We start from the raw sequence: 23,297 nt of genomic DNA, 5'->3' as shown, positions 1-23,297 counted from the left end.
ATGAGTGAAAAATTACAGAAAGTATTGGCCCGTTCGGGTCATGGTTCCCGCCGTGAATTAGAAGCCAAAATTGCTGCTGGTAGAGTGAGTGTTGATGGTCGAGTTGCCACTTTAGGCGAACGCATTGATACCAACGCTATGGTTCGTATTGATGGCCACGAAGTCACGATTAAGCCCCCCGAAGATGTCGTTTGTCGAGTGATCATGTATCACAAGCCAGAAGGTGAACTCTGCACGCGTCGAGACCCTGAAGGTCGGCCAACGGTCTATGATGGTCTGCCCCGTATGCAGGGTTCGCGTTGGGTAGCGGTAGGCCGATTAGACGTCAACACGTCAGGACTACTGCTATTTACCACAGATGGCGAGCTGGCTAATCGATTAATGCATCCAGGGCATCAAATTGAGCGTGAATATGCGGTGCGCGTATTTGGCGAAGTCGATGACGCTATGATCAAGCGCTTGCTGAAAGGCGTGCAATTGGAAGATGGACCGGCTTCCTTCAAGTCGATTCAGCGTGGCGGTGGCGAAGGAATGAACCAGTGGTATCACGTGGTTCTTACCGAAGGCCGTAATCGAGAAGTACGGCGCTTGTGGGAATCACAAGGAATGCAGGTGAGCCGCTTGATGCGGGTTCGCTATGGCAACATTAAACTCGAACAAGGCTTGCCACAAAGCGGTTGGGGTGAGCTGAAATTACCGGAAATCAACTATTTGCGCGAGCTGGTGGGACTCCCTCCAGAGCAACGGACATTTGTTGACCCGCGCCAAAATGAAACGCGCCAGAAGCGCTACTCCCGAGCTCGTCGAAATCAGACGCAACGTCTGCAACAAGCTCGGAAAGTTAGCCGCGACACTCGGCAATCAACGAAAAAGCGTTAAATGCTCTGTCCAGATTGGAGTTTACCCGGGCCACTACTTGCGTTGTGGCCTTTTCGTATGGACGTTTGGCGAGAGCAAGCACGGCCGATTCAGCGTCAATTGACCGATTTCTTAGTGCAAGTGCAAGCGCATCAGCCAGTACTGATGGGTGTGCATCCGCGTGAGCTCTCACGTGCTTCACGATTCTTGCCGGCCTCCATTCAGACTGTTCCTCTTCGCTACAACGATGCGTGGCCGCGTGACATTGGGCCCGTGTGGACACAAACGGGAGCCGGAATTCAAGCACATGACTTCCAGTTCTCCGCATGGAACGGCCTCTATCCTAATATGGCAGCTGATCAAACCTTTGTCCGCGAGCTCTGTGCGCGTTTCGGCTGGCGGCGTCAGGCTCATCAAATGGTTCTTGAAGGCGGAGCAGTATGTAGCAACGGTGCTGGTGTGGTGTGTTGGAGTCGCAGTAGCATCGAACGCAATAATGGGCTTAATGGCGCTTCAAGCTATGTGAGAGACCGCCTACAAAAGTCGTTAGAAAAGACCATCAACGCAACCCATCATCTCTGGTTCAATTCGACCTATGCTGCGGATGAGACCGGCGGTCATATCGATAATATGGCGCAGTTTCTGGCGCCGGACCTGCTCGCAATTGATGCCAATGTGCTTGAGAGTGATGCCGCTACGCTTGCCCAGTTACCGTCATCAATTAAGATTCTTGAATTACCACCAACGTGTTCGTTCCAACCTCGTCCGAACTTCTTTAGCAGTGTACAGCGTCGTCCCGGTGTGATGCGGCGCGGCAGTCAGCCATTATTGGCGAGCTATGTAAACTTTGTCAGAACGCCAACCGCGGTATTTGTGCCACAGTTTGGCCGTGCAGATGATGCAGAGGCAGTCCGTATTATTCGCTCAGCGGTGCCATACCTTGCGGTCGTGCCAGTCGTTGCCGATGAGATGATAGCGGGAGGCGGCGGACCGCATTGTATGACGTTACCGCTGCCTCTTCTGCATCGACCCGCTTAGTTAATTTGGAAGACCACTTCAATTTGCGCTTGAATGTCTGATTGACCCGGCATTGATACATCGGCACTGGCCGCACGCATGCTCTCCATTCGAAATGCTGGCTGTGGTGCTGAGGAATGCTCAGAGATACGGATTATTTTACCCAAAGTAACGTCTCCACTTGCGGCGAGGATTTCTGCTTTACCGCGCGCATCATCGATTGCTAGCTGGAGTGCTTCTGCATAATACTTACTGGGGTCGCTCACGCGATAGTTAGCCGACTGAATAGCGGATACACCCGCGGCTAAAGATTGGTCGAGAACCTGATCGTAAGCGCTAGGGTCACGCATGGTTACCTCAATACTGCGCGTTACGGCGTAGCCCCGAATGCGAGGTTTGGAGCGGTCATCTGAGTAGTCGTAAAGTGGTTGCGCTTGAACCGCATACGAACGAATGTCATCTTTATCGATGTTGGCTTGCGATAGTGTCACTAATACGTTCGTAGTGACTTCATCCACGGTTACTTTTAGGGGTGCCACGGTGTCACCTTCACGAGTAATGACTAACGTGAAGCTCAGTACATCAGGGATGGCATAGGTGGTTCCGGTACCGGATACACGAATGGATTGCTCTATGTTGTTGGCGTCGGAGCTGGCGTTATTCGGCATGCAGCCAGCCAAAATCAAGACAGTAGCAACGGGAAGCAGCACCATAGCACCGATATTTTTGGTAAAGTAACTCGACATTAGTTCTCCGCAGTTTCAATTTGAGTCTAGGGTATAGGATAGCTGACTCTAGCTTTTTGTGACTGTAAACGCTGCGTAAAGGTACCATTTCATGACTTCAGATGAGCAACAAGCAAAAGATGTGGTGTTGCGCCTGTTAGCGCGACGCGAACACAGCGCCCAAGAACTCAAGCAAAAGCTCCGTCAACGCGGCTTCAGCGATGCTGTTTGCGATACCGTGCTCACTATCGCGCAAGCGAACAACTGGCAAAGTGACGAGCGCTTTGCTGAAACTTGGCTGCGCCATAGTCTCGCTAACGGCGATGGTTTGCAAAAAATCAAAGCGGCGGCACAGAACAAAGGCTTGGATACTGAGCTGGTGGCTACCTTGTTGCAGCAATTAGAGCCGGACTGGAATGATCTCTGTTATCAACGCCTGTTGAAGAAGTTTGGTCATGAACCGCCCAGTGAGCCCAAAATGAGAGACCGAATGATGCGGCATTTACTGCAACGTGGCTTCTCTTACAGCGAAATTAAACAGGCATTGAGTTGGCAAGCAGAGGCAGCGACAGACTAGGCGTCAGCCTCCATTCGTGGTAGTCTTTTCGCCTTAATTTTTCACCCATTGGATGCAAGGTAGTAGGAACACGCCATGACCATGACTAGTGCTGAAATACGCGAAGCATTTCTTCAGTTTTTTGCCGAGCGAGGCCACCAACGCGTTGCCTCAGCATCGCTGATTCCTGGCAATGACCCGACGTTGTTATTCACCAATGCGGGTATGGTTCCGTTCAAAGATGTCTTTCTCGGTGATGAGCATCGAGACTATTCTCGCGCCACGTCTTCGCAGCGCTGTCTGCGTGCTGGTGGTAAGCATAATGATCTCGAGAATGTGGGCTACACGGCGCGTCACCACACCTTCTTTGAAATGCTTGGGAATTTTAGTTTCGGCGATTATTTCAAGCGCGAAGCCATTCAATACGCGTGGGAGTTTCTAACTGACACGTTGCAATTACCAAAAGAGAAATTATGGGTCACGGTTTTTACCGAGGACGATGAAGCCTATAACATTTGGGCCGATGAAATAGGCGTTCCACGTGATCGGATTTCCCGCATCGGTGCCAAAGACAACTTTTGGGCAATGGGTGATACGGGTCCTTGTGGTCCGTGTTCTGAAATTTTCTATGACCATGGTGAATCGGTCTGGGGTGGTCCTCCGGGAACACCTGAAGAAGATGGCGACCGTTATATCGAAATTTGGAACCTCGTCTTCATGCAATACAACCGTCAGGCTGATGGCACGCTTCTACCATTGCCAAAGCCGTCTGTTGATACAGGTATGGGACTCGAGCGTATTTCCGCAGTGCTACAGCATGTGCACAGTAATTACGAAATCGACTTATTTGAAGCTTTGATTAAAGCTGCCGCAAAAATTATTGGAACCACTGACCTCAGCAACAAATCGCTCCGCGTTATTGCTGATCACATCCGTTCGTGTAGCTTTTTGATTGCCGATGGTGTGCAACCATCGAATGAAGGCCGCGGGTACGTATTACGTCGCATTATTCGACGTGCCGTTCGGCATGGCAACATGCTCGGCGCTCCGGCTGGGTTCTTTAGCCAATTGGTGGAAGAGCTCTGCATACAGATGGGCACTGCCTATCCTGAGTTGGTTGAGAAGCAAAAGGTCATTCGTGACGCGCTAGCACGCGAGGAAGAACAGTTTGGGAAAACCCTCGAGCGTGGTTTGACCATTCTCAATGACGCCTTAGAGACGCTTGATGGACAAGTGATTCCGGGTGATGTCGTATTCAAGCTGTATGATACCTTTGGCTTCCCTGTCGATCTGACTGCTGATATCGCGCGTGAAAAAGAACTCACTATTGATGAAGCGGGTTTTCAAGCAGCGATGGAGCAACAGCGCCAGCGTGCTCAGCAATCTTCGCAGTTTGGCGTCGACTACAACGAACGCCTGAAAAGTTCTGTACGTAGTCAGTTCACTGGTTATGAGCAGACGGATGATGAAAGTGAAGTGGTCGAGTTATTCGCTGATGGACACCCGGTGGCGGAGCTCGCTGTGGGCCAACAAGGTGTTGTCGTCTTAGCGCAAACGCCGTTCTACGCGGAAAGTGGTGGTCAAATTGGTGACCGCGGTCGCTTAGTGGCCAATGGTGGCGCGTTTATTGTCGAAGATACACAGTACATCGGCAAAGCTATCGCACACCATGGTAAAGCCGCGAGCGTTCTAAAAGTTGGTGATCGCGTGCGTGCCGAAATCGATGCGGAACGTCGTGCGGCCGTCAAGAAAAACCACTCGGCTACGCATCTATTACACGCTGCATTGCGTAATTTGCTTGGTGAGCACGTGACGCAGAAGGGCTCATTGGTTACGGCTGACCGTCTACGGTTCGATTTCTCTCACTTTGAAGCAGTCACAGCAGAACAATTGGACGCGATAGAGCGTCAAGTGAATGAAGAAATCTATAAGAATCATGCTTTGCAAACGGCTCATATGCCGATTGAAGAGGCGAAAAAGGCCGGGGCAATGGCGTTGTTCGGTGAAAAGTACGATGACGATGTTCGTGTAGTAACCATGGGCGATTTTTCGATGGAGCTTTGCGGCGGAACTCATGTGAGCCGTACTGGCGATATTGGCGCATTTCGCATTGTCAGTGAGGCGGGAATTGCCTCCGGCGTGCGTCGTATTGAGGCCGTAACAGGTGCTGGCGCTGTGCGCTTTACGCTGCAACAACAGCAGCAACTGCGCAGTATTGCGAGCATGCTGAAGGCTGATATGAATCATGTTGCGGAGCGCGTGCAATCGCAGCTCGAGCGCAGCAAGGCCCTGGAGAAGTCGGTTGACGAATTGAAAGGTCGCTTAGCGAGCCAAGCTGGAAATGATCTGGTCGGTTCAGCGTTAGAAATTAATGGTACTAAAGTGATCATCGCGCAGCTTGATAACGTAGAAAGTAAAGCATTGCGTGAACTCGTTGATGACCTGAAGAATCAAATCGGTTCAGGAGTAGTAGTTCTTGCGGTGGTGAATGACGGTAAAGTCAGCCTCATCGTTGGGGTCACAAAAGACTTAACTGCCAAAGTTCAAGCTGGTGCTGTTGTGAATGTGGCGGCGCAGTGTGTCGGCGGTAAAGGTGGTGGACGACCTGATTTGGCGCAGGCTGGCGGGTCGGATGCTAGTCAAGTAACAACGGCTCTAGAGGCCGCGAAAGCGCATCTCGAGTCGGTATTGTAAAGACCAGTGATTCGGAATAATTAGGCTTGTACACAAGTGGCATAGCGATTAGGATATAACAATCGCTATAACAATTAAAATGACGAAAGCGAGTAGTGCGATCGATGAATATAGTCTACGCTTTCATCGTACAGGAACCGAAGTAGGGAAGGAGCAGGCAAATGTTGATCTTAACCCGTAGAGTGGGTGAAACCTTGATGATTGGCGACGAGGTTACAGTCACCGTATTGGGTGTAAAAGGCAACCAAGTGCGCATTGGTGTCAATGCGCCGAAAGATGTCTCAGTACACCGCGAAGAAATTTATATGCGAATTCAAGCGGAGCATGCTGACAACAACTCCGAGAATAAGTAATTCCCTGCATCAAAAAGCTGACACACTCTCTGTCAGCTTTTTTGATCGTATTCTTAGCTAAACAAGCCTTTGTGCCCGATAATCCAGCGAAGTGTTTAAAAATCCCACAAACAGTACCCAGTTCGGAAAAAATCGTTTGACATTATTGTCGTTGCCGCTATCATTCATCGCCACAAGTAAGTGGTGAGGTGGCCGAGTGGCTGAAGGCGCTCCCCTGCTAAGGGAGTATAGGGTTTGTAGCTCTATCGAGGGTTCGAATCCCTCCCTCACCGCCAGCTTTTAACGACAGACAACGCACTCGTAGCTCAATTGGATAGAGTACTCGGCTACGAACCGAGCGGTTGGAGGTTCAAGTCCTCCCGAGTGCGCCAGTCGTTAACCACAGTTTTTAGATACGCACTCGTAGCTCAATTGGATAGAGTACTCGGCTACGAACCGAGCGGTTGGAGGTTCAAGTCCTCCCGAGTGCGCCATCTACTCCTCCTGTAGTTTTATCCATATGTAGTTTCTACCTATCCTTGTATAGTTTTCATCTATAACTGCTATATCCCGGTCAAACTTTTTCCTTAGCCAAGTTGTGCTATTCTGGTATCAGATTTTCACAAATTTTGTTTGCTAATAAGTACTTGCTAAGGAAGTGTCGCAGCATGAATGAGCAATTGAACGAAGCACTAGCTATCCTGTTCACGGGCATGGTAACGGTATTCATGTTCTTGTCGCTGTTGATATGCGCCATGCTGTTGTTGCGTCGATTCGTAGTAGAGGTTGATGTGCAACCGGCCTCGACTCGAAAAAAATCAAAAGCAACATCACAACCAACACCGCAACAACTTGCAGCGATTACTGCTGCTGTTCACCGCTATCGCGGCACCAAGTCGTGAGTCGTGAACTATTAGCTATCAAACTGCCGTTGAGGGAGAATTCTGCATGAGTAAGCCATTACTGCTAACCGAACTTGTCTTGCGTGACGCGCACCAATCGCTGTTAGCAACGAGAATGCGACTCGATGATATGTTGCCCATTGCTGAGAAATTAGATGATGCCGGCTTCTGGTCGATGGAATCATGGGGTGGTGCTACGTTCGATGCTTGTATCCGCTATTTGGGCGAAGATCCCTGGGAGCGTATTCGCGAGCTCAAAAAGGTCATGCCGAAGACGCCTCAGCAGATGCTTCTACGCGGACAAAACCTCCTCGGTTATCGTCATTACGCGGATGACGTCGTTAAACGCTTCGTTGAGCGTGCACGTGAGAATGGTGTCGACGTATTTCGTATTTTCGATGCCATGAATGATGTCCGTAATCTTGAAACGGCTATCAAGGCTGCCAAAGCCGTAGATGGGCATGCGCAAGGTACGATGTCTTACACCGTTAGTCCGGTGCATACACTAGACAAATGGTTAGAGATGGCGCAACAACTAGAAGATCTTGGTTGTGATTCCTTGTGCATTAAGGACATGGCAGGCCTATTGCGTCCGCAAACGGCACATGAACTAATTTCAGCACTGAAAAAGAATCTCAGTATTCCCATTGCGATGCAGTGTCACGCAACCACAGGTTTAAGCACAGCAACCTATCAGAAAGCGATTGATGCGGGCATTGATATGCTCGATACCGCGATTTCGTCAATGAGCATGACCTATGGACATTCTGCTACCGAAACAATTGTAGCGATGACCGAGGGAACCGATAGAGACACAGGATTGGATTTAGAGCACCTCGAAGATATCGCAGGATATTTTCGCGAGGTTCGCAAGAAGTACGCTCAGTTCGAAGGCTCGCTGAAGGGAATTGATGCACGCATTTTGCTCGCCCAAGTACCGGGTGGCATGCTGACCAATATGGAAAATCAACTGCGTGAACAGGGTGCTGCCGATAAATTTGATGAAGTACTCGCTGAAATTCCAAAAGTCCGTGAAGACCTTGGCTTTATTCCGCTGGTAACACCAACATCTCAGATTGTTGGGACTCAAGCGGTGTTGAATGTATTGAGCCAAGAGCGCTACAAATCTATCTCCAAAGAGACCAAAGGTGTTTTGCGCGGCGAATATGGCGCTACCGCTGCGCCGGTGAATAAAGAGTTGCAACAACGCGTGTTAGAGGGAGACGAACCCATTACCGTTCGTCCTGCCGATTTAATTGACGATGAACTCGAGCAACTGACTTCCGAGTTACGGAAAAAGGCGAAGGAAGAGAACATTCGGTTGGCGGAAAATGAAGTCGATGATGTTCTGACCTATGCGTTGTTCCCACAAATCGGTCTGAAGTTTTTGCAGAATCGCGATAATCCAGATGCCTTCGAACCCGTGCCAAACGGCGCTGCCAGTAACGAGTCACAATCCGCAAAAGAGCCTGTAAAGTCATCAGCACAAGGCGGCATCGAGAGTTACTCGGTAAAGGTTGACGGTAAAGTGTTTGCCGTCGAAGTTGGGCCTGCTGGTGAAGTTACGGCTTCAGCACCAACTGACAACAAACCCGCAGCAAGTAAGTCCTCCGCGTCAGGAAATGTGAAGCCGATCAGTGCACCACTCTCTGGTAATGTCTTTAAAATCATGGTTAAACCGGGTGAATCCGTCGAGGCTGGTGAGGTTGTCATTATTCTCGAAGCGATGAAGATGGAAACGGATATCAAAGCTGAACAGGCTGGAACCGTCGTCGATGTTGACGTCAAAGAAGGTGACAGTGTGAATGTCGGCGATATCTTGATTACATTGGAGTAAACCATGGGCCGCTGGGAAATATTATGGAATAGTACTGCTATCGCTGCGTTCACGTGGGGACAGGCAGTGATGATGGTGGTTGGGCTCCTACTGCTATATTTGGCTATCAGCAAGAAGTTCGAACCATTGTTGCTACTGCCAATTGGGTTTGGTGCCATCCTCGCGAACATTCCGTTGGCAGGTTTCAATGACCCGGGTGGATTGCTCTATTATATTTACTATGTCGGAATAGAAACTGGTGTATTCCCGCTACTCATTTTCATGGGAGTAGGGGCTATGACGGACTTCGGTCCACTGTTGGCCAATCCTCGCACGTTGTTGCTGGGCGCTGCCGCTCAGTTTGGTATTTTTGCGACTCTATTTGGGGCTATAGCGCTCAATGCCATTCCAGGATTTGAATTCACACTGAAGGATGCCAGTGCAATCGCTATTATTGGCGGTGCGGATGGGCCCACAGCAATCTTTCTAGCGTCCCGCTTGGCGCCTGATTTGCTTGGTGCGATTGCAGTCGCGGCTTATTCCTACATGGCCTTGGTGCCAATTATTCAGCCACCGATTATGAAGCTGTTCACCACTAAGGCTGAGCGCGCTATTCAAATGGAACAGCTGCGACCTGTTGGCCGCCGTGAGAAGATTATCTTCCCGTTAGCAGTGCTGTTTCTAACCTTGCTATTCTTGCCCACTGCGACGCCATTGGTGGGGATGTTCTGCTTGGGTAACTTGATGCGAGAAGCGGGTGTGGTCGATCGACTCAGCAAAACTGCGCAGAATGAACTCATCAATATCGTAACGATATTTTTAGGCTTGGCTGTCGGTTCGAAGCTTTCAGCTGACCAGTTTTTGTCCGTTCAGACACTCGGAATTTTGCTGTTGGGCGCGTTTGCGTTCTCAATTGGAACAGCCTCCGGCGTGTTGATGGCAAAGGTAATGGCTAAATTCAGCAAGTCACCGATTAATCCATTGATTGGGGCTGCCGGAGTATCGGCTGTACCGATGGCTGCGCGAGTCGTTAATAAAGTTGGATTAGAAGCAAATCCACAGAACTTTCTACTCATGCATGCAATGGGGCCAAACGTCGCCGGCGTGTTAGGTTCAGCGGTAGCTGCCGGTATCTTGTTGGCTTTAGTAGGTTAAAGCGTCTGTTAACGGGCCTTATCGGCCCGTTAACCAAAGTAGTAGCGTGTACACAATAGCGACAAAGCTACTGAATATGAGTATGTAGATAAAGCCTCGCAATCCTTGTCGCAGCGTCCAGCCATTGACACGCAAGTAAACAAACCACAGTACACTCAAAACGAGCGGAATTAGAAATAGAAATCGGGTCATAGGAAATGATCATCCTTTTTTGTTGTTGCGCTGTTGCCACAAGAGCAAATCAGAACAAGCGAGACCGGCTTGTTCCAGTAATTGATTCAGCTTCATAATATGGTCCGCGACATATTCGTAATCACCTGATTTGGTATGGCGTTCGAGTTCTGCAGCCGCTTTTTCTAAGCGCATCAAACCCAAGTTTCCCGCTGCGCCTTTCAACGTATGAAAGAATCGACGGGCTTCGTCATGCTGGCCTTTTGCCAAGTAATCGACAATTTTCTGTGGTGCATCGCTGTAGTCATGCACTAACCGTTCGATGAGTGTGCGATACAAGCTCGTATTGTGCTGGAGGCGCTCTAAAGCTGACTGAAAATCGATATCTGCATGCCGCGGATAGCTGATGGCTGGTGTACTCGTTGACTCCTGCCGCTGTGCTACTGGCATCGGCATTGCATACTCCCCACGAACACACCATTTTTGTAGCGCTTTGAGGAGAACCTTTTCATCAATCGGTTTGCTGATGTGATCCTGCATACCTGCCGCCAGCGAACGCTCGACGTCCTCAGTCGACGTGTTCGCCGTCATCGCGATAATAGGTAGTTGCTGATATGAGTATAGGGTTCGAATGTGTTCAGCGGCGGTGAGACCGTCCATGACCGGCATTTGAATATCCATAAAGACCAACGCATATTGTTTACGTTTCACTTGTTCAATAGCTTCCGCACCATTCATTGCGGTGTCGACTTGCACACCCGCATGGGTCAGCAGTTCTTGCGCTATATGCAAATTGATATCGTTGTCTTCGACAATCAAAATAGGTGCACAACATAGTTCTTGTTCGAGATCCAAGCCTGGTTGTTCTGCGCTATCTCCAAATAATGCCAGCGCTGAACTCAATACGCGTATGACGCTACTGCTCAAATAAGGTTTGACAATGAGATGCTGAACGCCAGCAGCTCTGGCTTCGCTGCGCAGCTCGTGAGCATGGTAACTGGTAGCTAAAATGAGCGCTGGAGTTGGCTTTGTCGCTGACTCAGTTGCGAGCAATTCCCGGCAGAAATCCAATCCACTCATGCCGGGCAGCTGCCAGTCCACAAAACAAGCGTCGAAACGTTGTGTCTGCATGACGTCTAGGGCATCTTCGGCCGTTCGTACGGAAGTCACTTGCACTTGGTGTGACCGCAGTAGTTCCGTAATCATGTCGCGCGTCGTGAGGTTATCGTCAATAGCGAGAATTGATTTTTGCGCTAATCGCGCACGAATGGATTCAGCTACCGTTTGATCCGCGTTGGGCTGTAACGGTAATTTGAGTTCAAGGAAGAATGTTGAGCCTTGTCCCGAGCTACTGATGACGCCAATGCCATCGTCGTTCATCAGCTTTACAATACGCTGGGAGATCGCGAGACCTAAGCCAGTACCACCAAATTTCCGCGTTGTCGAAGAATCGGCTTGAGTAAATGCTTGAAAGAGCTTGGCACGCTGATGCTCGTCCATACCAATGCCAGTGTCTGTTACCGAGAAGCGCAGGAAAACTTCGTGATCATCGAGGTCCAGTAGGGTGACGCTAATGACAATTTCACCACTGTCGGTAAACTTAATCGCATTACTGACTAAATTCACTAGTACCTGGTTGAGACGCAACGGGTCACCAATAAGTCGCGTGGGGATGTTGCTCGGCAGTTTAATGACGAATTCGAGGTTTTTATCGTAGGCCCGGTAGGCGAACATGTCCGCTAGGCTTGCAAGCATCTCCTCTAAGTCGAACGGGATGGTTTCGATAGTGAGCTTGTTGGCTTCTATCTTGGAAAAGTCCAGAATGTCGTTGATGATGCCTAACAAAATTTTGGACGAGCTCTCAATCGATTTTAGGTAACCACGTTGTTGCTCATCCAGCCCAGTTTTCAGACACAATTGAGTCATCCCGAGAATGGCGTTAATCGGAGTTCGAATCTCGTGACTCACGTTGGCTAAAAATTCACTTTTAGCTTCTGCAGCAGCTTGCGCATCACGCACAGCTTCTTGCATTTGCTTCAGTTGATCCGGAGTATTCTTCACGCCGTTTTATCTCCTCACTTCATATGCACTCATCATGCCATTTCAGCGTAGTTGCGCCAAGTGATTGTTTGCCATGGAATGCCCATACAACATAGACTATCAGCCCAATAACCAGTAAGCTTTGTCCTTTCACGAAGTAGTCCATTAGCATAGGCAGGTCTGATTTTGCAGTCGACAATTAGAGCTCAGATAGAGAACCTAAGAAAAACCGGTCATACCGCTGTTTTACGTGATATTTCTCGAGGCATTGAACGTGAATGTCTGCGTATCACGCCGACCGCAAAATTAGCACAAACACCGCATCCCGAGGCTCTTGGTTCAGCGCTAAAGCATGATTACATTACGACTGACTATGCGGAAAACCTGCTCGAATTTATCACTCCCGTGGCACAAGATATTGAGACAACTTTAGCCCAGCTTACAGATGTTCACCGTTTTGCCATTCAGCAGTTAGATGACGAATTGTTGTGGCCATTGAGTATGCCGTGTTTTGTTGGTGACGAAAAAGATATCCAAATAGCGCAATATGGCTCGTCCAACGTGGGGCGAATGAAAACGCTGTATCGGAGAGGTTTGACCTACCGTTATGGTGGTGCCATGCAAATTATCTCGGGTGTGCACTATAACTTTTCAGTACCAGAGACGTTGTGGCAAGCACTCGCCGCAGCTGACGGAACCACCGCCGACTGCCAGTACAAGTCACGTCGTTACTTTGATTTAATTCGCAACTACAAACGTTTCTGTTGGGTGATCCCATACTTGTTTGGAGCGTCTCCCGCTATTTGTCAGTCATTTTTGAAACACGCCGACGCATCGATGGATTTTGAATCTCTTGGTAAAGGCACCGTCTATCGCAAATATGGTACATCTTTGCGGATGAGCGATTTGGGTTACACCAATAAAGAGCAAGCGGACTTAGCGATTACCTACAACTCACTGGAAGATTATGTTGCTGGTTTGCGGCGCGCGATCACCAAGCCGTCTGCGCGTTTTGAACGCATTGGCGCGGCAGTGCCTGAAGCCGATGGGAGCATTGATTTTCGTCAGCTAAACAGCAATATTTTGCAGATTGAAAATGAATTTTATTCGCCGATTCGCCCGAAGCGTGTGACTAAAAATGGCGAAACGCCAACCCAAGCTCTTGAGCGCGGAGGCGTCGAATATATCGAAGTGCGTGCTCTCGATGTGAACCCATTCAGTGCCATCGGCATTAGTGCCGAGCAAATCCGGTTCTTAGATACCTTTTTACTGTACTGCTTGTTACTCGATAGTCCGACTATGTCACTTGAAGAGCAAGCGGTAGCCGATCGTAATTTCAACCGTGTGGTGCTCGACGGGCGTAATCCGCGCCTCACATTGCTTGATGGTGATTTCGAGCGACCAATTGCTGATTGGCTTGAAGATATATTCGGAGAGTTACACGGTATTGCGCAGTGGCTCGATGAAGCCCATCAAAGCGATGAGTATGTCGCTGTTGTTAACGCCCAGTATCGAGCTGTCTTAAATCCTGAGTTGACGTTCTCTGGTCAATTTTTGAGGTTGTTGCGCGATGAACAGTTGGACAATAGCGAATTAGGTATGCAGTTAGCAAAGCGCTATAAAGCTGAGTTGCTCGAACCACTTTCTCACTTTACCGCGGAACAATTTGCGACTTGGGCGCAGGCGTCACTGGCAGAACAACGAGCATTGGAGCAACAAGACGCCGGCTCAGATTTCAGTGCCTTTTTAACGGATTACTTTCGTCGTGCGGCCTGTGCTTCGCCGGATTGTCAGTCGAGCTAGGAGTTGTTACGCATGCTGAAACCTGTTCGTACGCTTATCACAATTGCCCTAGGTTGTTCGGTGCTAGCGGGGTGTGCATCAGCGCCGCCCGAGCAACCGGATAATCTTTGCGAAATCTTCCGTGAAAAACGTGATTGGTACGACGCTGCGGCAGATATGCGTGACAAGTGGGGTGTTCCTATTCACGTGCCTATGGCTATCATGTACCAAGAAAGTTCGTTCAAACATGATGCCGTGCCACCACGCGACTATTTGCTCTGGGTCATTCCCTGGGGACGCGTCAGCAGTGCTTACGGTTATTCGCAAGCGAAGACCCCAACGTGGGAAGATTATCAACGTGAAACCGACAATGGCTGGGCATCACGAGACAATTTTGATGATGCCATTGACTTCATGGGTTGGTTTATTAGTAAAACTCACACCGTTAATGGTGTTTCCAAGTGGAATGCCTACGAGCAATATCTCAACTATCACGAAGGCTGGGGCGGATATCGTCGTCAGACTTACGCGCAAAAAGGTTGGTTAATTCAGACGTCGCGCAAAGTTCAAGCTCGCGCCGAGCGCTATGGCGCGCAATTACGGAGCTGTGAGGAAGAACTCAAGCGCGGTTGGTTCGAACGTTTATTGTTTGGCTAAAGCTGAGTTTTTCATAGGTCAAAGAAGCGAACTTTACGGACCATATTGTCACTGCTTTCTACTATCTCTAACCGATAATCATTGACGGTCAAACAGAGCGGTTGTTGCGGAATATCTCCGAGCACTTCTATCACCAGACCACTCACGGTTTTGGGGCCGTCAATGGGTAGATTCCAATTCATTTCTTTATTCAAATCTCTAATGTTGGCAACACCATCCACCAAAACCGAGCCGTCTGGCTGCAAGGTGGTTGATTCGCTCGACAGTGGCGTGATCGTTGTGGTGAAGTCACCGACAATTTCTTCCAGAATATCTTCGAGTGTGACTAACCCCTGAATATCACCATATTCGTCGACCACGAGGCCGATGCGCTCTTTATTACGCTGGAACTTGAGAAGCTGTACATTCAGTGGTGTGCCTTCAGGAATGTAGTAGATTTCTCGCGCCGAGCGAACAATTTCTGATTTGTCGAGTTCAACACTGTTCTTGGTCACAATTTGCATGATGTCGCGAGCATGAATAAAGCCAATGGCGTCATCAATTTCATTGCGGTAGAGCAAAATGCGGGTGTATTGAGCTTGCGAGAGTTGTTTGATGATAGATTTCACGTCATCTTGAACATCAATGCCGCTGATTTCAGCCCGCGGAATCATCACATCTTCTACAGTAACCTTTTCGAGGTCGAGAATACTCAACAACATCTCTTGGTGACTGGTAGGAATCATCGAGTTGGCTTCATTGACAACTGTACGCAATTCTTCTGAGCTTAGGGCGTCTTGACCCTGAGTGTTATTAGGGTTCACGCCTAGCATGCGCATAAAGCCGTTGGTAATGAAATTTACAGAAGCAACCGCTGGATAGAGGATAGTCAACAGCGGCTTCAAAATGATAGAACTTGGAAATGCGACTCGTTCTGGGTGCAGCGCGGCGATAGTTTTCGGAGTGACTTCGGAAAAAATGAGAACCACTAAGGTTAGACCAAAAGTGGCAACCACAAGACCCGCGTCACCAAACCAGCGCAAACAAATGATGGTTGCAACCGCGGAAGCTGCAATGTTGACCAGATTATTACCGATGAGAATGAGGCCGATGAGTCGATCAGGACGATCGAGCAGGTACTGGACCCGTTTAGCTCCGCGGTGCCCCTGTTGTACTAGGTGACGGAGGCGATAACGGTTGATCGACATCATGCCGGTTTCGGAACCTGAAAAATACGCCGATAAAAACAGTAAAACACCCAAAATAATCAGTAGGGTGGATGTCGCTATGTCGTCCAAGAATAAATCCTGTAGTAATGCGTCAGAGGTCTAATGTAATCAGCACCGATATGAAGTCAAGTGTTCAGTAACACATCTTTGACAAACCGGCTGCCGAAATAGGCCAGAGTGAGAATAGAACTAGCAACAACGCTAGCGATGACCATGGCGCGTCCGCGCACGGCGCGAGCCCCATGTAAGAAGACGATGACAACATAGATCATTGCCGCCAGTGTACTTAATACGGTTTTATGAGACTGTCCTTGTGCGAACATATCTTGGAGAAATACGAACCCGCTGATAATGGCTATCACCAAGACAAATGTTCCCGTACTCAAGAGACGGAAAAAGTATCGCTCGGCGGTCATCAATGGCGGTAAGTAGCTGGCAGTCGCCTGCGCTTTATGGTGTTTGAGCACATAACTGACATACAAAATTTGAATCGCGTATAGAGTTGCCAACATTAAAATGGCATAAGCGCAGAGACTCAGGACGACATGGACTAACAATCCTGGACTTAGGTTGAATTCTGCGCCCCAATTGACTGGGCTGAAGTTCATCAAAATGACGCTGACGGCAGCGAATAAATAAACCACCGGCCGCAACAACATACCACCGGGTTTGGTGCCTCGCGCAATGGCTAGGATAACCAGCAAGAGGGCGACGGCACTCAAGCTAAAGGTGATATTGATATGGTCAAAGCCGTCAAATCGCCAATGCTCCCACTGAATCCAAGCATGGAGAATCACTGCCACGATAGGCAAGGCGATAAACCACTTGGGCAACTGAGCATTGCGGCCCAACTGACGCCACATGGTCACTGCTGCAACAAGATAAAGTGTGACTGCGATGACTAATAACAGTGTCATACTGAGAATCATTCCGTTTTGATGGAATCCTAGTATAGGCATACTTGATTGGAAACCCAAGTCATTCAAGCTGTTATCAATGAAGAAAAAGAACTTGAATTCGGCTATACTGGACGCCATTTTAACGAAATCCCTGCGTGCCTAACGCATCAACTGAAGTAAAGCGGAACCGTCACATGTTTGATCATTTAAGTGAACGCCTCTCAACATCATTGAAGGCTATCAGCGGCCGCGGTCGACTGACTGAAGACAACATCAAAGATACGCTGCGTGAAGTACGCATGGCGCTGCTGGAGGCGGATGTCGCTTTGCCAGTGGTGCGTGACTTTGTGGCGCGAGTTAAAGAACGCGCTGTTGGCGCCGAAGTGAACAAAAGCCTGACGCCGGGTCAAGAATTTCTAAAAATCGTTAAGCAAGAACTTGAGCATGCAATGGGTGACGGTAACGTCCCCCTGAATTTAGCTGCGCAACCGCCAGCGGTCATTTTGATGGCAGGTCTGCAAGGTGCAGGTAAAACGACCAGCGTCGGTAAGCTAGCGAAATATTTGCGCGAGAAGCTAAAGAAGAAAGTGTTGGTGGTCAGTGCTGATGTCTATCGTCCAGCGGCAATTAAGCAGCTCGAGACCTTGGCGAACGAGGTTGAAGTGAGCTTCTTCCCATCCACGGTAGACCAGCGTCCGGTAGCCATCGCACAGGCGGCAATTGCGCATGCGAAGAAGCAGTTCTTCGATGTGGTGTTGGTGGATACCGCAGGTCGAACAGCTATTGATGAAGCCATGATGGCTGAGATTCAGGAACTGCACCAAGCGGTGAACCCAATTGAGACGCTGTTTGTGGTTGATGCCATGACGGGTCAGGATGCTGCGAATACAGCGCGAGCCTTTAGTGAAGCGCTGCCGTTGACAGGTATTATTCTGACCAAAACCGATGGTGATGCGCGTGGTGGTGCTGCGCTATCGATTCGGCATATTACTGGCAAACCGATTAAATTCTTGGGTGTCGGTGAAAAAACTGCTGCTTTAGAAGCTTTTCATCCAGAGCGCGTTGCTTCGCGCATTCTAGGCATGGGCGATGTGCTCTCCCTGATTGATGAGCTGGAGCAAAAAGTCGACAAGGACAAAGCTGCCAAAGTTGCTCAGAAAGTTATGAAAGAAGGGAAGTTTTCATTAGAAGACTTCCGCGATCAGCTCGCCCAAATGCGTGATATGGGTGGCATGATGGGTTTGCTCGATAAGATGCCTGGAATGGGCGCCATGAGTGCGCAGGTCAAAGGTCAGATGGATGACAAAATGACCGTTCGCATGGAAGCTATCATCAATTCGATGACTCCCAAAGAGCGCACGCACCCTGACTTGATCAAAGGTTCACGTAAACGTCGTATTGCGGCAGGGTCGGGAACTCAGGTGCAAGATGTGAATAAGCTCTTAAAGCAATTTATGCAAATGCAAAAAATGATGAAGAAGATGAAAGGTGGCGGCATGTCGAAAATGCTTCGCGGCCTGGGTGGAATGGGCGGCAAGATGCCACCGGGAATGTTCCCTAAACGCTAGGGAATACTTGCATTCGAACCAAAAATCGGTAGAATGCTGCAGCTCTCTGACTACGGTCGGAGGCATTTTTATTTACTTAACATTATAAACTGTATCGAGGAACGTAATGGTAACCATTCGTTTACAACGTGGCGGCGCTAAAAAGCGTCCCTTCTACCAGATGGTAGTTACTGACAGTCGCAATGCCCGCGACGGTCGTTTTATTGAAAATGTAGGCTTCTTTAACCCGGTTGCACGCGGCCAGGAAGAAAAGTTACGTGTTGACTTAAACCGTGTTGATCACTGGGTAAGCAACGGCGCAGCTTTATCTGAGCGCGTAGCAAAGTTAGTTAAAGACGCGCGCAGCGCAGCTTAATTTACAAACCGTATCAGGTAGTTATGACAACAAACGCAGAACAAGTAGTCCTTGGCCAAATCGGTGCGGTCTACGGCGTGAAGGGTTGGTTGAAAATACAAAGCTATACCGATGATGCGGAAGCCATTTTTGATTACAGTCCATGGCAGATTGTGAAAGGTGGTAAGCAGCAGCAGGTCCAAGTCGAGGAATGGCGTCGACACAACAAGGGTCTGATTGCGAAGCTAGCGAATATTGATGACCGTGATGGAGCGCATGCGCTGACTGGATCGGATGTCGTGATAACCGCAGAGCAATTACCAGCGTTGCCAGAGGATGAGTTTTATTGGCGAGACTTGATTGGTATGACTGTCGCAAATACAGACGGTTATAACATGGGAGTTGTCGACCAGATAATGGCCACAGCATCGAATGATGTCATGGTCGTGAAAGCGAATAGCAATGATGCGTTTGGACGTTCAGAGCGATTGATTCCGTTTATTCAGAGCCAATATGTTCAGTCAGTTGATCGTCAAAACAAACACATTATTGTCGATTGGCCTGCGGATTTTTAATGGCTGAGCAACTACAGGTTGGGGTTATCACGCTCTTTCCTGAGATGTTTCAAGCGATTACTGAAAGTGGTGTGACACGCCGTGCTGTGAAAGATGGGCGATTACAGCTGCAATGCTTTAATCCTCGCGATTACACACACGACAAACACCGCACTGTAGATGACCGTCCTTATGGCGGTGGCCCGGGAATGTTAATGATGGTGCAACCGCTCACAGATGCGATTGCCGCCGCCAAACAGCAACTGGGTTCACAATCGAAGGTGATTTATTTATCACCTCAAGGTCGCAAGTTGGATCAGGCTGGTGTCAAAGAATTGGCCCAAAATGAGCAACTGATACTGATTGCCGGTCGTTATGAAGGCATCGATGAACGCGTTATTCAGCGGCATGTCGATGAAGAATGGTCGATTGGTGATTACGTGTTAAGTGGTGGGGAACTCCCCGCAATGGTGTTGATAGACGCCGTTGCTCGGTTTATACCCGGGGTATTAGGACATGCTGATTCTGCACTGGAAGATTCTTTTGCAGAGGGTTTGTTGGATTGCCCGCACTATACACGACCAGAAGTACTCGATGGTGAGGTGGTACCGCCAGTATTACTGAGCGGTAATCATGAAGAAATTAGACGGTGGCGATTGCAGCAGGCACTCGGAAGAACCTGGCTACGACGTCCCGAATTGTTAAATAACCTAGCTCTGACTGACGAACAGCAGCGGCTGTTAGCTGAATTTATAGCGGCAAACAACGCGCAAGATACAGGTTCGGGTAGTTAATCTAGGCAAGAGAGGCTGATATGGCAAAAGTAAGTCACAATTTGATCAAAGCGATCGAAGACGAGCAATTAAAAACCGACCTTCCGGACTACGCGCCGGGCGATACAGTGGTCGTTAATGTTAAAGTAACTGAAGGTAACCGTGAGCGTATTCAGGCATTTGAAGGCGTGGTTATCGCTAAGCGCAACCGTGGTCTGCATTCAGCAGTCACCGTTCGTAAAATCTCTAGCGGCGAAGGTGTTGAGCGCTCATTCCAAGTGCACAGCCCAATCGTAGATAGCATTGTCGTGAAGCGCAAAGGTGCAGTACGTCGTGCGAAACTCTACTACTTGCGTGAGCGTTCAGGTAAATCTGCACGTATCCGCGAAAAGCTGTCTTAAGGGATACTATCCTGATAGTCAAAAAACCCGCCTCGTGCGGGTTTTTTTGTGGCTAAATTCAGGCACAATGCAAAGACTACTTATTCATTGCTCAATCATTGGAGTATTTGATGGCGGACCCTCAACAGCAATTAGCACACTTACGTGCAGAGATAGACCAAACTGATCATGAGTTGTTGCAACTGTTGCTGCGTCGACGTCAGTTGGCAGCGGATGTTGGAGTGGTAAAGCGCGCAATGGGGCAACCTCTGTATGTACCTGAGCGCGAGCGCGCCATGTTGGAAAAGCGGCGTCGGGATGCTGAGGCATTAGGTTTGTCTCCGGATCTAATTGAAGATGTCTTACGGCGGGTCATTCGTGAATCTTATCAGCAACAACAAGCTGCTGACGTGCATCTGCAAGATCGAGTTGTCACTATAGTCGGTGGTGCTGGCGCTTTAGGACAACTGTTCGTACGGCAATTTCGATCAGCTGGAGCGACCGTTAGAATTCTGGATCGCGATGATTGGGATAGGGCGTCGGAACAGGTTGCGAAGGCTGACTTAGTATTGGTATCAGTGCCTATTGCGCAAACTGAAGCGGTCATCAAGCAATTACCTGAGTTGGACGCGGACACTATTCTTGCGGATGTCACCAGTATTAAAGATAAACCCTTGCAAGCCATGCTGACGAAGCATGCAGGACCTGTGGTAGGGCTGCACCCTATGTTTGGCCCACAACAAGTGACGCTGGCAAAACAATTAGTTGTAGTCACTCATGGACGTGGACCAGAGCAGTATCAGTGGCTGTTGGATTCTATCGTTCGTTGGGGTGCTCACATTCGTGAAGTGAGTTCTACCGAGCACGATGAGGCCATGGGCTTTGTGCAAGTGATGCGGCACCTTTCGACTTTTGTCTACGGCATGCACTTGGCCGAAGAAAAAGCTGACCTGCAGCAATTGCTCGACTTAAGTTCACCTATCTATCGACTGGAATTGATGATGGTAGGGCGTCTCTTTGCACAGAATGCAGAGTTGTACGCCGACATCATTCTGTCGCAACCTCAGAACTTTGCGATGATGCGCCGCTACATTAATACGTTCGGACGAATTTTGGATGAGTTGGAGCACGCCGATAAAGCAGCTTTCATTGCTGAGTTTTCCGCATTGAAAGACTATTTTGGTGATTACTCGACTAATTTCCTCGAGGAAAGTCAGCGTTTACTCAACGCCGCTGGTGATGCGCAGCAAATCCGCTAGACCTTTGGGTGACACCGGCTTCTGCAAATGGTGATGAATACCTGCCGCAGCGCAGGCATCCGCGAATTCCGCAAAATCATGTCCGCTGATCATAGCTGCGGCTGGAGCCTCGTCACCGAGTTGAGCCGTAATCTCGCAGTAAACATCGAGTCCAGTCATGTCGGGTAATTCGTGGTCCAGCAACAATAGGTCTGGACGTTGAGACAGAGCTTGTTCAACCGCTTCATGTCCTGTTTGTGCAACTAGAATAGTCGCATCGTAGTGACTTAACATGGCTTTCAGAACTTCTAATGAAATAAAGTCGTCATCAACAACAAGTATTTTCATTGGTGATCTCCGTGCTACTACCGAGTCGTGAACAACGTAGACCATAGCAAAATATGTCTAGATTCGCGATACTGAGATCACGATCCAAATTCTTCAAAGGAGTTTGTTTGTGCAACAAGTTCGGGTTTGGGATGGGTTTGTTCGACTCTTTCATTGGTTGCTCGCGGTACTGCTAGTAGCGCTATGGTGGACGGCAGAAAACCTTTACATGGATTGGCACCAACGCCTCGCATTTGTGACCGGTGGCCTCGTTATTGCGCGAGTGGTGTGGGGTATTATCGGAAGCAGAAATGCGCGGTTTACCACCTTTCTAAAAGGTCCTCGCGCTACGCTTCAGCATGTGCGCGAGTTACGCCAGCATCAGTATCAGCCTGAAGCCACGCACAATCCAGTAGGCGGTTGGGCTGTCATCTTGATGTTACTGTTATTGCTCATTCAATTTTCAACGGGATTGTTTGCCACCGACGATATCTTTTTTAGCGGACCTTTAAATGCATTGGTTAGCGGCGACACAGCGAGTTTACTGACCAGCATCCATAAAACGAACTTCGATATATTGTTGGCCGTTATTGGTGTGCATATTGTTGCCATTGCAGCCTATAAATGGCTCGGAGTTCCGTTATTAGCTGCCATGATTCACGGTAAACGCGCACAAAAAAGCGCACCCGAACTGCGTCACGGTGCGCTTGGAATAGTGCTAGCAGCGGTGATTATTACGCTGCTGTTTTGGCTGCTCTATTAATCTTTGTACTGGTCGTGACAACCTTTGCAATTGCGAGCTGCGGCCATGAATGACCGTTTCATGGCTGCTTCATCACCACCTTGAGCTGCGCTCAGTAGCGCTTGCGCATCACTTTCGAGTTGTTCAGCACGCTCTTGGAAGTCACTCCAGTTTTCCCAAATGGCGGGAAGTGCATCGGTATTACTGCCCGGTTTGGCGCCTTCGGTCTCGAAGCCCGACCAAGGAATACTGCTCATGGCGGCAAAGTCAGCTGCACGGGCTGTAAATACGGCAGAATCCCACGCCACATCTCCTTTCACCATATCGCCCATTGCGGAAAAGTTGTTTTGCATTACAGACAGTGCTTTTTGGCGGTATTCAACGGCTTTATCAGCATCGTTGAAGGCGTTTTGCGCCGTGGCAGAGCCAATTAATGCGAATGTGCCGACCAAACCTGCTGTGATTAGTTGTGTAACTCTCATGGTTTTATCCTTGTTGTAGCGGTTTAACGACTGCAATACGCCTTTCGCCTCTATTTGGATTGCGTAACAGTAGCTGCTGCCAGTACT

Annotated in this window: 24 protein-coding genes and 3 tRNA genes; 20 read left to right on the top strand and 7 right to left on the bottom strand. The window is 49.1% G+C overall.

What is annotated here, in order from left to right; genetic code table 11:
• Both rluB and ACN0S4_RS06635 read left to right on the top strand, forming a co-directional pair.
• On the top strand, positions 1–879 hold the full coding sequence (gene rluB / locus ACN0S4_RS06640) for a 23S rRNA pseudouridine(2605) synthase RluB (RefSeq protein ID WP_169929454.1): 879 nt from the start codon (positions 1–3) through the stop codon (positions 877–879).
• A complete protein-coding gene (locus ACN0S4_RS06635) occupies positions 880–1,896 on the top strand; it encodes an agmatine deiminase family protein (RefSeq protein ID WP_417656916.1) in 1,017 nt (338 codons plus the stop codon).
• Here the strand turns inward: ACN0S4_RS06635 and ACN0S4_RS06630 are convergent.
• Positions 1,893–2,621: an SIMPL domain-containing protein gene (locus ACN0S4_RS06630; protein ID WP_417656915.1), complete on the bottom strand. Its 729-nt coding sequence runs from the start codon at positions 2,619–2,621 to the stop codon at positions 1,893–1,895. The two genes, ACN0S4_RS06635 and ACN0S4_RS06630, sit on opposite strands and share 4 nt — an antisense overlap.
• Positions 2,622–2,712: 91 nt before the next feature.
• On the opposite strand from ACN0S4_RS06630, the gene ACN0S4_RS06625 reads away from it, so the two are divergent.
• The 9 genes from ACN0S4_RS06625 to ACN0S4_RS06585 all read left to right on the top strand — a co-directional run bounded on the left by ACN0S4_RS06625 (position 2,713) and on the right by ACN0S4_RS06585 (position 10,055).
• Positions 2,713–3,177 carry a regulatory protein RecX gene (locus tag ACN0S4_RS06625; protein WP_417656914.1) on the top strand — a complete coding sequence of 155 codons (465 nt, stop codon included), beginning with the start codon at positions 2,713–2,715 and terminating at the stop codon, positions 3,175–3,177.
• Positions 3,178–3,252: 75 nt separating this feature from the next.
• The gene (gene alaS / locus ACN0S4_RS06620; RefSeq protein WP_417656913.1) at positions 3,253–5,850 is read left to right on the top strand and encodes an alanine--tRNA ligase; all 2,598 of its coding nucleotides are present in this window, start codon (positions 3,253–3,255) and stop codon (positions 5,848–5,850) included.
• Between the two features lie 161 nt (positions 5,851–6,011).
• The gene (csrA, locus tag ACN0S4_RS06615) at positions 6,012–6,203 is read left to right on the top strand and encodes a carbon storage regulator CsrA (protein WP_169929459.1); all 192 of its coding nucleotides are present in this window, start codon (positions 6,012–6,014) and stop codon (positions 6,201–6,203) included.
• A 182-nt stretch (positions 6,204–6,385) separates the two neighbouring features.
• Positions 6,386–6,478, top strand: a tRNA-Ser gene (locus tag ACN0S4_RS06610).
• Positions 6,479–6,497: 19 nt separating this feature from the next.
• Positions 6,498–6,574 (top strand) — tRNA-Arg (locus ACN0S4_RS06605).
• A gap of 25 nt (positions 6,575–6,599) precedes the next feature.
• Positions 6,600–6,676: transfer RNA gene (locus ACN0S4_RS06600), tRNA-Arg, on the top strand.
• A gap of 174 nt (positions 6,677–6,850) precedes the next feature.
• Positions 6,851–7,084 carry an OadG family protein gene (locus ACN0S4_RS06595; protein WP_417656912.1) on the top strand — a complete coding sequence of 78 codons (234 nt, stop codon included), beginning with the start codon at positions 6,851–6,853 and terminating at the stop codon, positions 7,082–7,084.
• Between the two features lie 46 nt (positions 7,085–7,130).
• Positions 7,131–8,921 carry a sodium-extruding oxaloacetate decarboxylase subunit alpha gene (gene oadA, locus ACN0S4_RS06590; protein ID WP_417656911.1) on the top strand — a complete coding sequence of 597 codons (1,791 nt, stop codon included), beginning with the start codon at positions 7,131–7,133 and terminating at the stop codon, positions 8,919–8,921.
• A 3-nt stretch (positions 8,922–8,924) separates the two neighbouring features.
• Positions 8,925–10,055 carry a sodium ion-translocating decarboxylase subunit beta gene (locus tag ACN0S4_RS06585; protein ID WP_417656910.1) on the top strand — a complete coding sequence of 377 codons (1,131 nt, stop codon included), beginning with the start codon at positions 8,925–8,927 and terminating at the stop codon, positions 10,053–10,055.
• Between the two features lie 18 nt (positions 10,056–10,073).
• Here the strand turns inward: ACN0S4_RS06585 and ACN0S4_RS06580 are convergent, their stop codons facing one another.
• Together ACN0S4_RS06580 and ACN0S4_RS06575 are read right to left on the bottom strand one after the other, a co-directional pair.
• Positions 10,074–10,247, bottom strand: coding sequence for a hypothetical protein (locus ACN0S4_RS06580; protein ID WP_417656909.1), 174 nt, complete (start codon positions 10,245–10,247; stop codon positions 10,074–10,076).
• 9 nt (positions 10,248–10,256) lie between these two features.
• Positions 10,257–12,287, bottom strand: a complete 2,031-nt coding sequence (locus ACN0S4_RS06575; protein ID WP_417656908.1) for a response regulator — start codon at positions 12,285–12,287, stop codon at positions 10,257–10,259.
• Between the two features lie 165 nt (positions 12,288–12,452).
• Here ACN0S4_RS06575 and gshA point away from each other — a divergent pair, with 165 nt between their 5' ends.
• Positions 12,453–14,069: a glutamate--cysteine ligase gene (gene gshA, locus ACN0S4_RS06570; RefSeq protein ID WP_417656907.1), complete on the top strand. Its 1,617-nt coding sequence runs from the start codon at positions 12,453–12,455 to the stop codon at positions 14,067–14,069.
• Positions 14,070–14,081: 12 nt separating this feature from the next.
• Positions 14,082–14,705, top strand: coding sequence for a hypothetical protein (locus tag ACN0S4_RS06565; RefSeq protein WP_417656906.1), 624 nt, complete (start codon positions 14,082–14,084; stop codon positions 14,703–14,705).
• A gap of 11 nt (positions 14,706–14,716) precedes the next feature.
• On the opposite strand, the gene ACN0S4_RS06560 is transcribed toward ACN0S4_RS06565, so the two are convergent.
• Both ACN0S4_RS06560 and ACN0S4_RS06555 read right to left on the bottom strand, forming a co-directional pair.
• The gene (locus ACN0S4_RS06560) at positions 14,717–15,982 is read right to left on the bottom strand and encodes an HlyC/CorC family transporter (protein ID WP_169929467.1); all 1,266 of its coding nucleotides are present in this window, start codon (positions 15,980–15,982) and stop codon (positions 14,717–14,719) included.
• Positions 15,983–16,038: 56 nt separating this feature from the next.
• Positions 16,039–16,830: a cytochrome C assembly family protein gene (locus tag ACN0S4_RS06555; RefSeq protein WP_417656905.1), complete on the bottom strand. Its 792-nt coding sequence runs from the start codon at positions 16,828–16,830 to the stop codon at positions 16,039–16,041.
• A 176-nt stretch (positions 16,831–17,006) separates the two neighbouring features.
• Between ACN0S4_RS06555 and ffh the strand changes: the two genes are divergently transcribed.
• The 6 genes from ffh (at position 17,007) to tyrA (ending at position 21,680) form a co-directional block, all read left to right on the top strand.
• Entirely contained in the window at positions 17,007–18,380 is a 1,374-nt protein-coding gene (gene ffh, locus ACN0S4_RS06550) for a signal recognition particle protein (protein ID WP_417656904.1), read from the top strand.
• Positions 18,381–18,486: 106 nt separating this feature from the next.
• Positions 18,487–18,735, top strand: a complete 249-nt coding sequence (gene rpsP / locus ACN0S4_RS06545) for a 30S ribosomal protein S16 (RefSeq protein ID WP_169929470.1) — start codon at positions 18,487–18,489, stop codon at positions 18,733–18,735.
• Between the two features lie 23 nt (positions 18,736–18,758).
• A complete protein-coding gene (gene rimM, locus ACN0S4_RS06540; RefSeq protein WP_169929471.1) occupies positions 18,759–19,289 on the top strand; it encodes a ribosome maturation factor RimM in 531 nt (176 codons plus the stop codon).
• Positions 19,289–20,062 carry a tRNA (guanosine(37)-N1)-methyltransferase TrmD gene (gene trmD, locus ACN0S4_RS06535; protein ID WP_417656903.1) on the top strand — a complete coding sequence of 258 codons (774 nt, stop codon included), beginning with the start codon at positions 19,289–19,291 and terminating at the stop codon, positions 20,060–20,062. Before rimM ends, trmD begins: the two co-directional genes overlap by 1 nt.
• 20 nt (positions 20,063–20,082) lie before the next feature.
• Positions 20,083–20,442 (top strand): 50S ribosomal protein L19, encoded by a 360-nt coding sequence (gene rplS / locus ACN0S4_RS06530; RefSeq protein WP_169929472.1) that lies wholly within the window; start codon positions 20,083–20,085, stop codon positions 20,440–20,442.
• Between the two features lie 110 nt (positions 20,443–20,552).
• Positions 20,553–21,680 (top strand): bifunctional chorismate mutase/prephenate dehydrogenase, encoded by a 1,128-nt coding sequence (gene tyrA, locus ACN0S4_RS06525; protein WP_417656902.1) that lies wholly within the window; start codon positions 20,553–20,555, stop codon positions 21,678–21,680.
• Here the strand turns inward: tyrA and ACN0S4_RS06520 are convergent.
• On the bottom strand, positions 21,642–22,007 hold the full coding sequence (locus tag ACN0S4_RS06520; RefSeq protein WP_417656901.1) for a response regulator: 366 nt from the start codon (positions 22,005–22,007) through the stop codon (positions 21,642–21,644). The genes tyrA and ACN0S4_RS06520 overlap by 39 nt on opposite strands.
• Before the next feature lie 109 nt (positions 22,008–22,116).
• Here ACN0S4_RS06520 and ACN0S4_RS06515 point away from each other — a divergent pair, with 109 nt between their 5' ends.
• The gene (locus tag ACN0S4_RS06515) at positions 22,117–22,749 is read left to right on the top strand and encodes a cytochrome b/b6 domain-containing protein (RefSeq protein WP_417656900.1); all 633 of its coding nucleotides are present in this window, start codon (positions 22,117–22,119) and stop codon (positions 22,747–22,749) included.
• Here ACN0S4_RS06515 and ACN0S4_RS06510 read toward each other — a convergent pair.
• Positions 22,746–23,210, bottom strand: coding sequence for a c-type cytochrome (locus ACN0S4_RS06510; RefSeq protein WP_417656899.1), 465 nt, complete (start codon positions 23,208–23,210; stop codon positions 22,746–22,748). The genes ACN0S4_RS06515 and ACN0S4_RS06510 overlap by 4 nt on opposite strands.
• Positions 23,211–23,297: the final 87 nt, after the last annotated feature.

It is taken from the genome of Pseudidiomarina aestuarii, from assembly GCF_048263735.1.
In the GTDB taxonomy this organism is placed as follows: domain Bacteria; phylum Pseudomonadota; class Gammaproteobacteria; order Enterobacterales; family Alteromonadaceae; genus Pseudidiomarina; species Pseudidiomarina aestuarii_B.
The sequence above is the reverse complement of the archived record's forward strand: the minus strand, read 5'-3'. Positions and strand labels throughout refer to the sequence as shown.

Coding starts and splice junctions, on each gene's coding strand:
- rluB (WP_169929454.1), top strand. CDS start 1: ATGAGTGAAAAATTACAGAAAGTATTGGCCCGTTCGGGTCATGGTTCC.
- ACN0S4_RS06635 (WP_417656916.1), top strand. CDS start 880: ATGCTCTGTCCAGATTGGAGTTTACCCGGGCCACTACTTGCGTTGTGG.
- ACN0S4_RS06630 (WP_417656915.1), bottom strand. CDS start 2,621: ATGTCGAGTTACTTTACCAAAAATATCGGTGCTATGGTGCTGCTTCCC.
- ACN0S4_RS06625 (WP_417656914.1), top strand. CDS start 2,713: ATGACTTCAGATGAGCAACAAGCAAAAGATGTGGTGTTGCGCCTGTTA.
- alaS (WP_417656913.1), top strand. CDS start 3,253: ATGACCATGACTAGTGCTGAAATACGCGAAGCATTTCTTCAGTTTTTT.
- csrA (WP_169929459.1), top strand. CDS start 6,012: ATGTTGATCTTAACCCGTAGAGTGGGTGAAACCTTGATGATTGGCGAC.
- ACN0S4_RS06595 (WP_417656912.1), top strand. CDS start 6,851: ATGAATGAGCAATTGAACGAAGCACTAGCTATCCTGTTCACGGGCATG.
- oadA (WP_417656911.1), top strand. CDS start 7,131: ATGAGTAAGCCATTACTGCTAACCGAACTTGTCTTGCGTGACGCGCAC.
- ACN0S4_RS06585 (WP_417656910.1), top strand. CDS start 8,925: ATGGGCCGCTGGGAAATATTATGGAATAGTACTGCTATCGCTGCGTTC.
- ACN0S4_RS06580 (WP_417656909.1), bottom strand. CDS start 10,247: ATGACCCGATTTCTATTTCTAATTCCGCTCGTTTTGAGTGTACTGTGG.
- ACN0S4_RS06565 (WP_417656906.1), top strand. CDS start 14,082: ATGCTGAAACCTGTTCGTACGCTTATCACAATTGCCCTAGGTTGTTCG.
- ACN0S4_RS06555 (WP_417656905.1), bottom strand. CDS start 16,830: ATGACACTGTTATTAGTCATCGCAGTCACACTTTATCTTGTTGCAGCA.
- ffh (WP_417656904.1), top strand. CDS start 17,007: ATGTTTGATCATTTAAGTGAACGCCTCTCAACATCATTGAAGGCTATC.
- rpsP (WP_169929470.1), top strand. CDS start 18,487: ATGGTAACCATTCGTTTACAACGTGGCGGCGCTAAAAAGCGTCCCTTC.
- rimM (WP_169929471.1), top strand. CDS start 18,759: ATGACAACAAACGCAGAACAAGTAGTCCTTGGCCAAATCGGTGCGGTC.
- trmD (WP_417656903.1), top strand. CDS start 19,289: ATGGCTGAGCAACTACAGGTTGGGGTTATCACGCTCTTTCCTGAGATG.
- rplS (WP_169929472.1), top strand. CDS start 20,083: ATGGCAAAAGTAAGTCACAATTTGATCAAAGCGATCGAAGACGAGCAA.
- tyrA (WP_417656902.1), top strand. CDS start 20,553: ATGGCGGACCCTCAACAGCAATTAGCACACTTACGTGCAGAGATAGAC.
- ACN0S4_RS06520 (WP_417656901.1), bottom strand. CDS start 22,007: ATGAAAATACTTGTTGTTGATGACGACTTTATTTCATTAGAAGTTCTG.
- ACN0S4_RS06510 (WP_417656899.1), bottom strand. CDS start 23,210: ATGAGAGTTACACAACTAATCACAGCAGGTTTGGTCGGCACATTCGCA.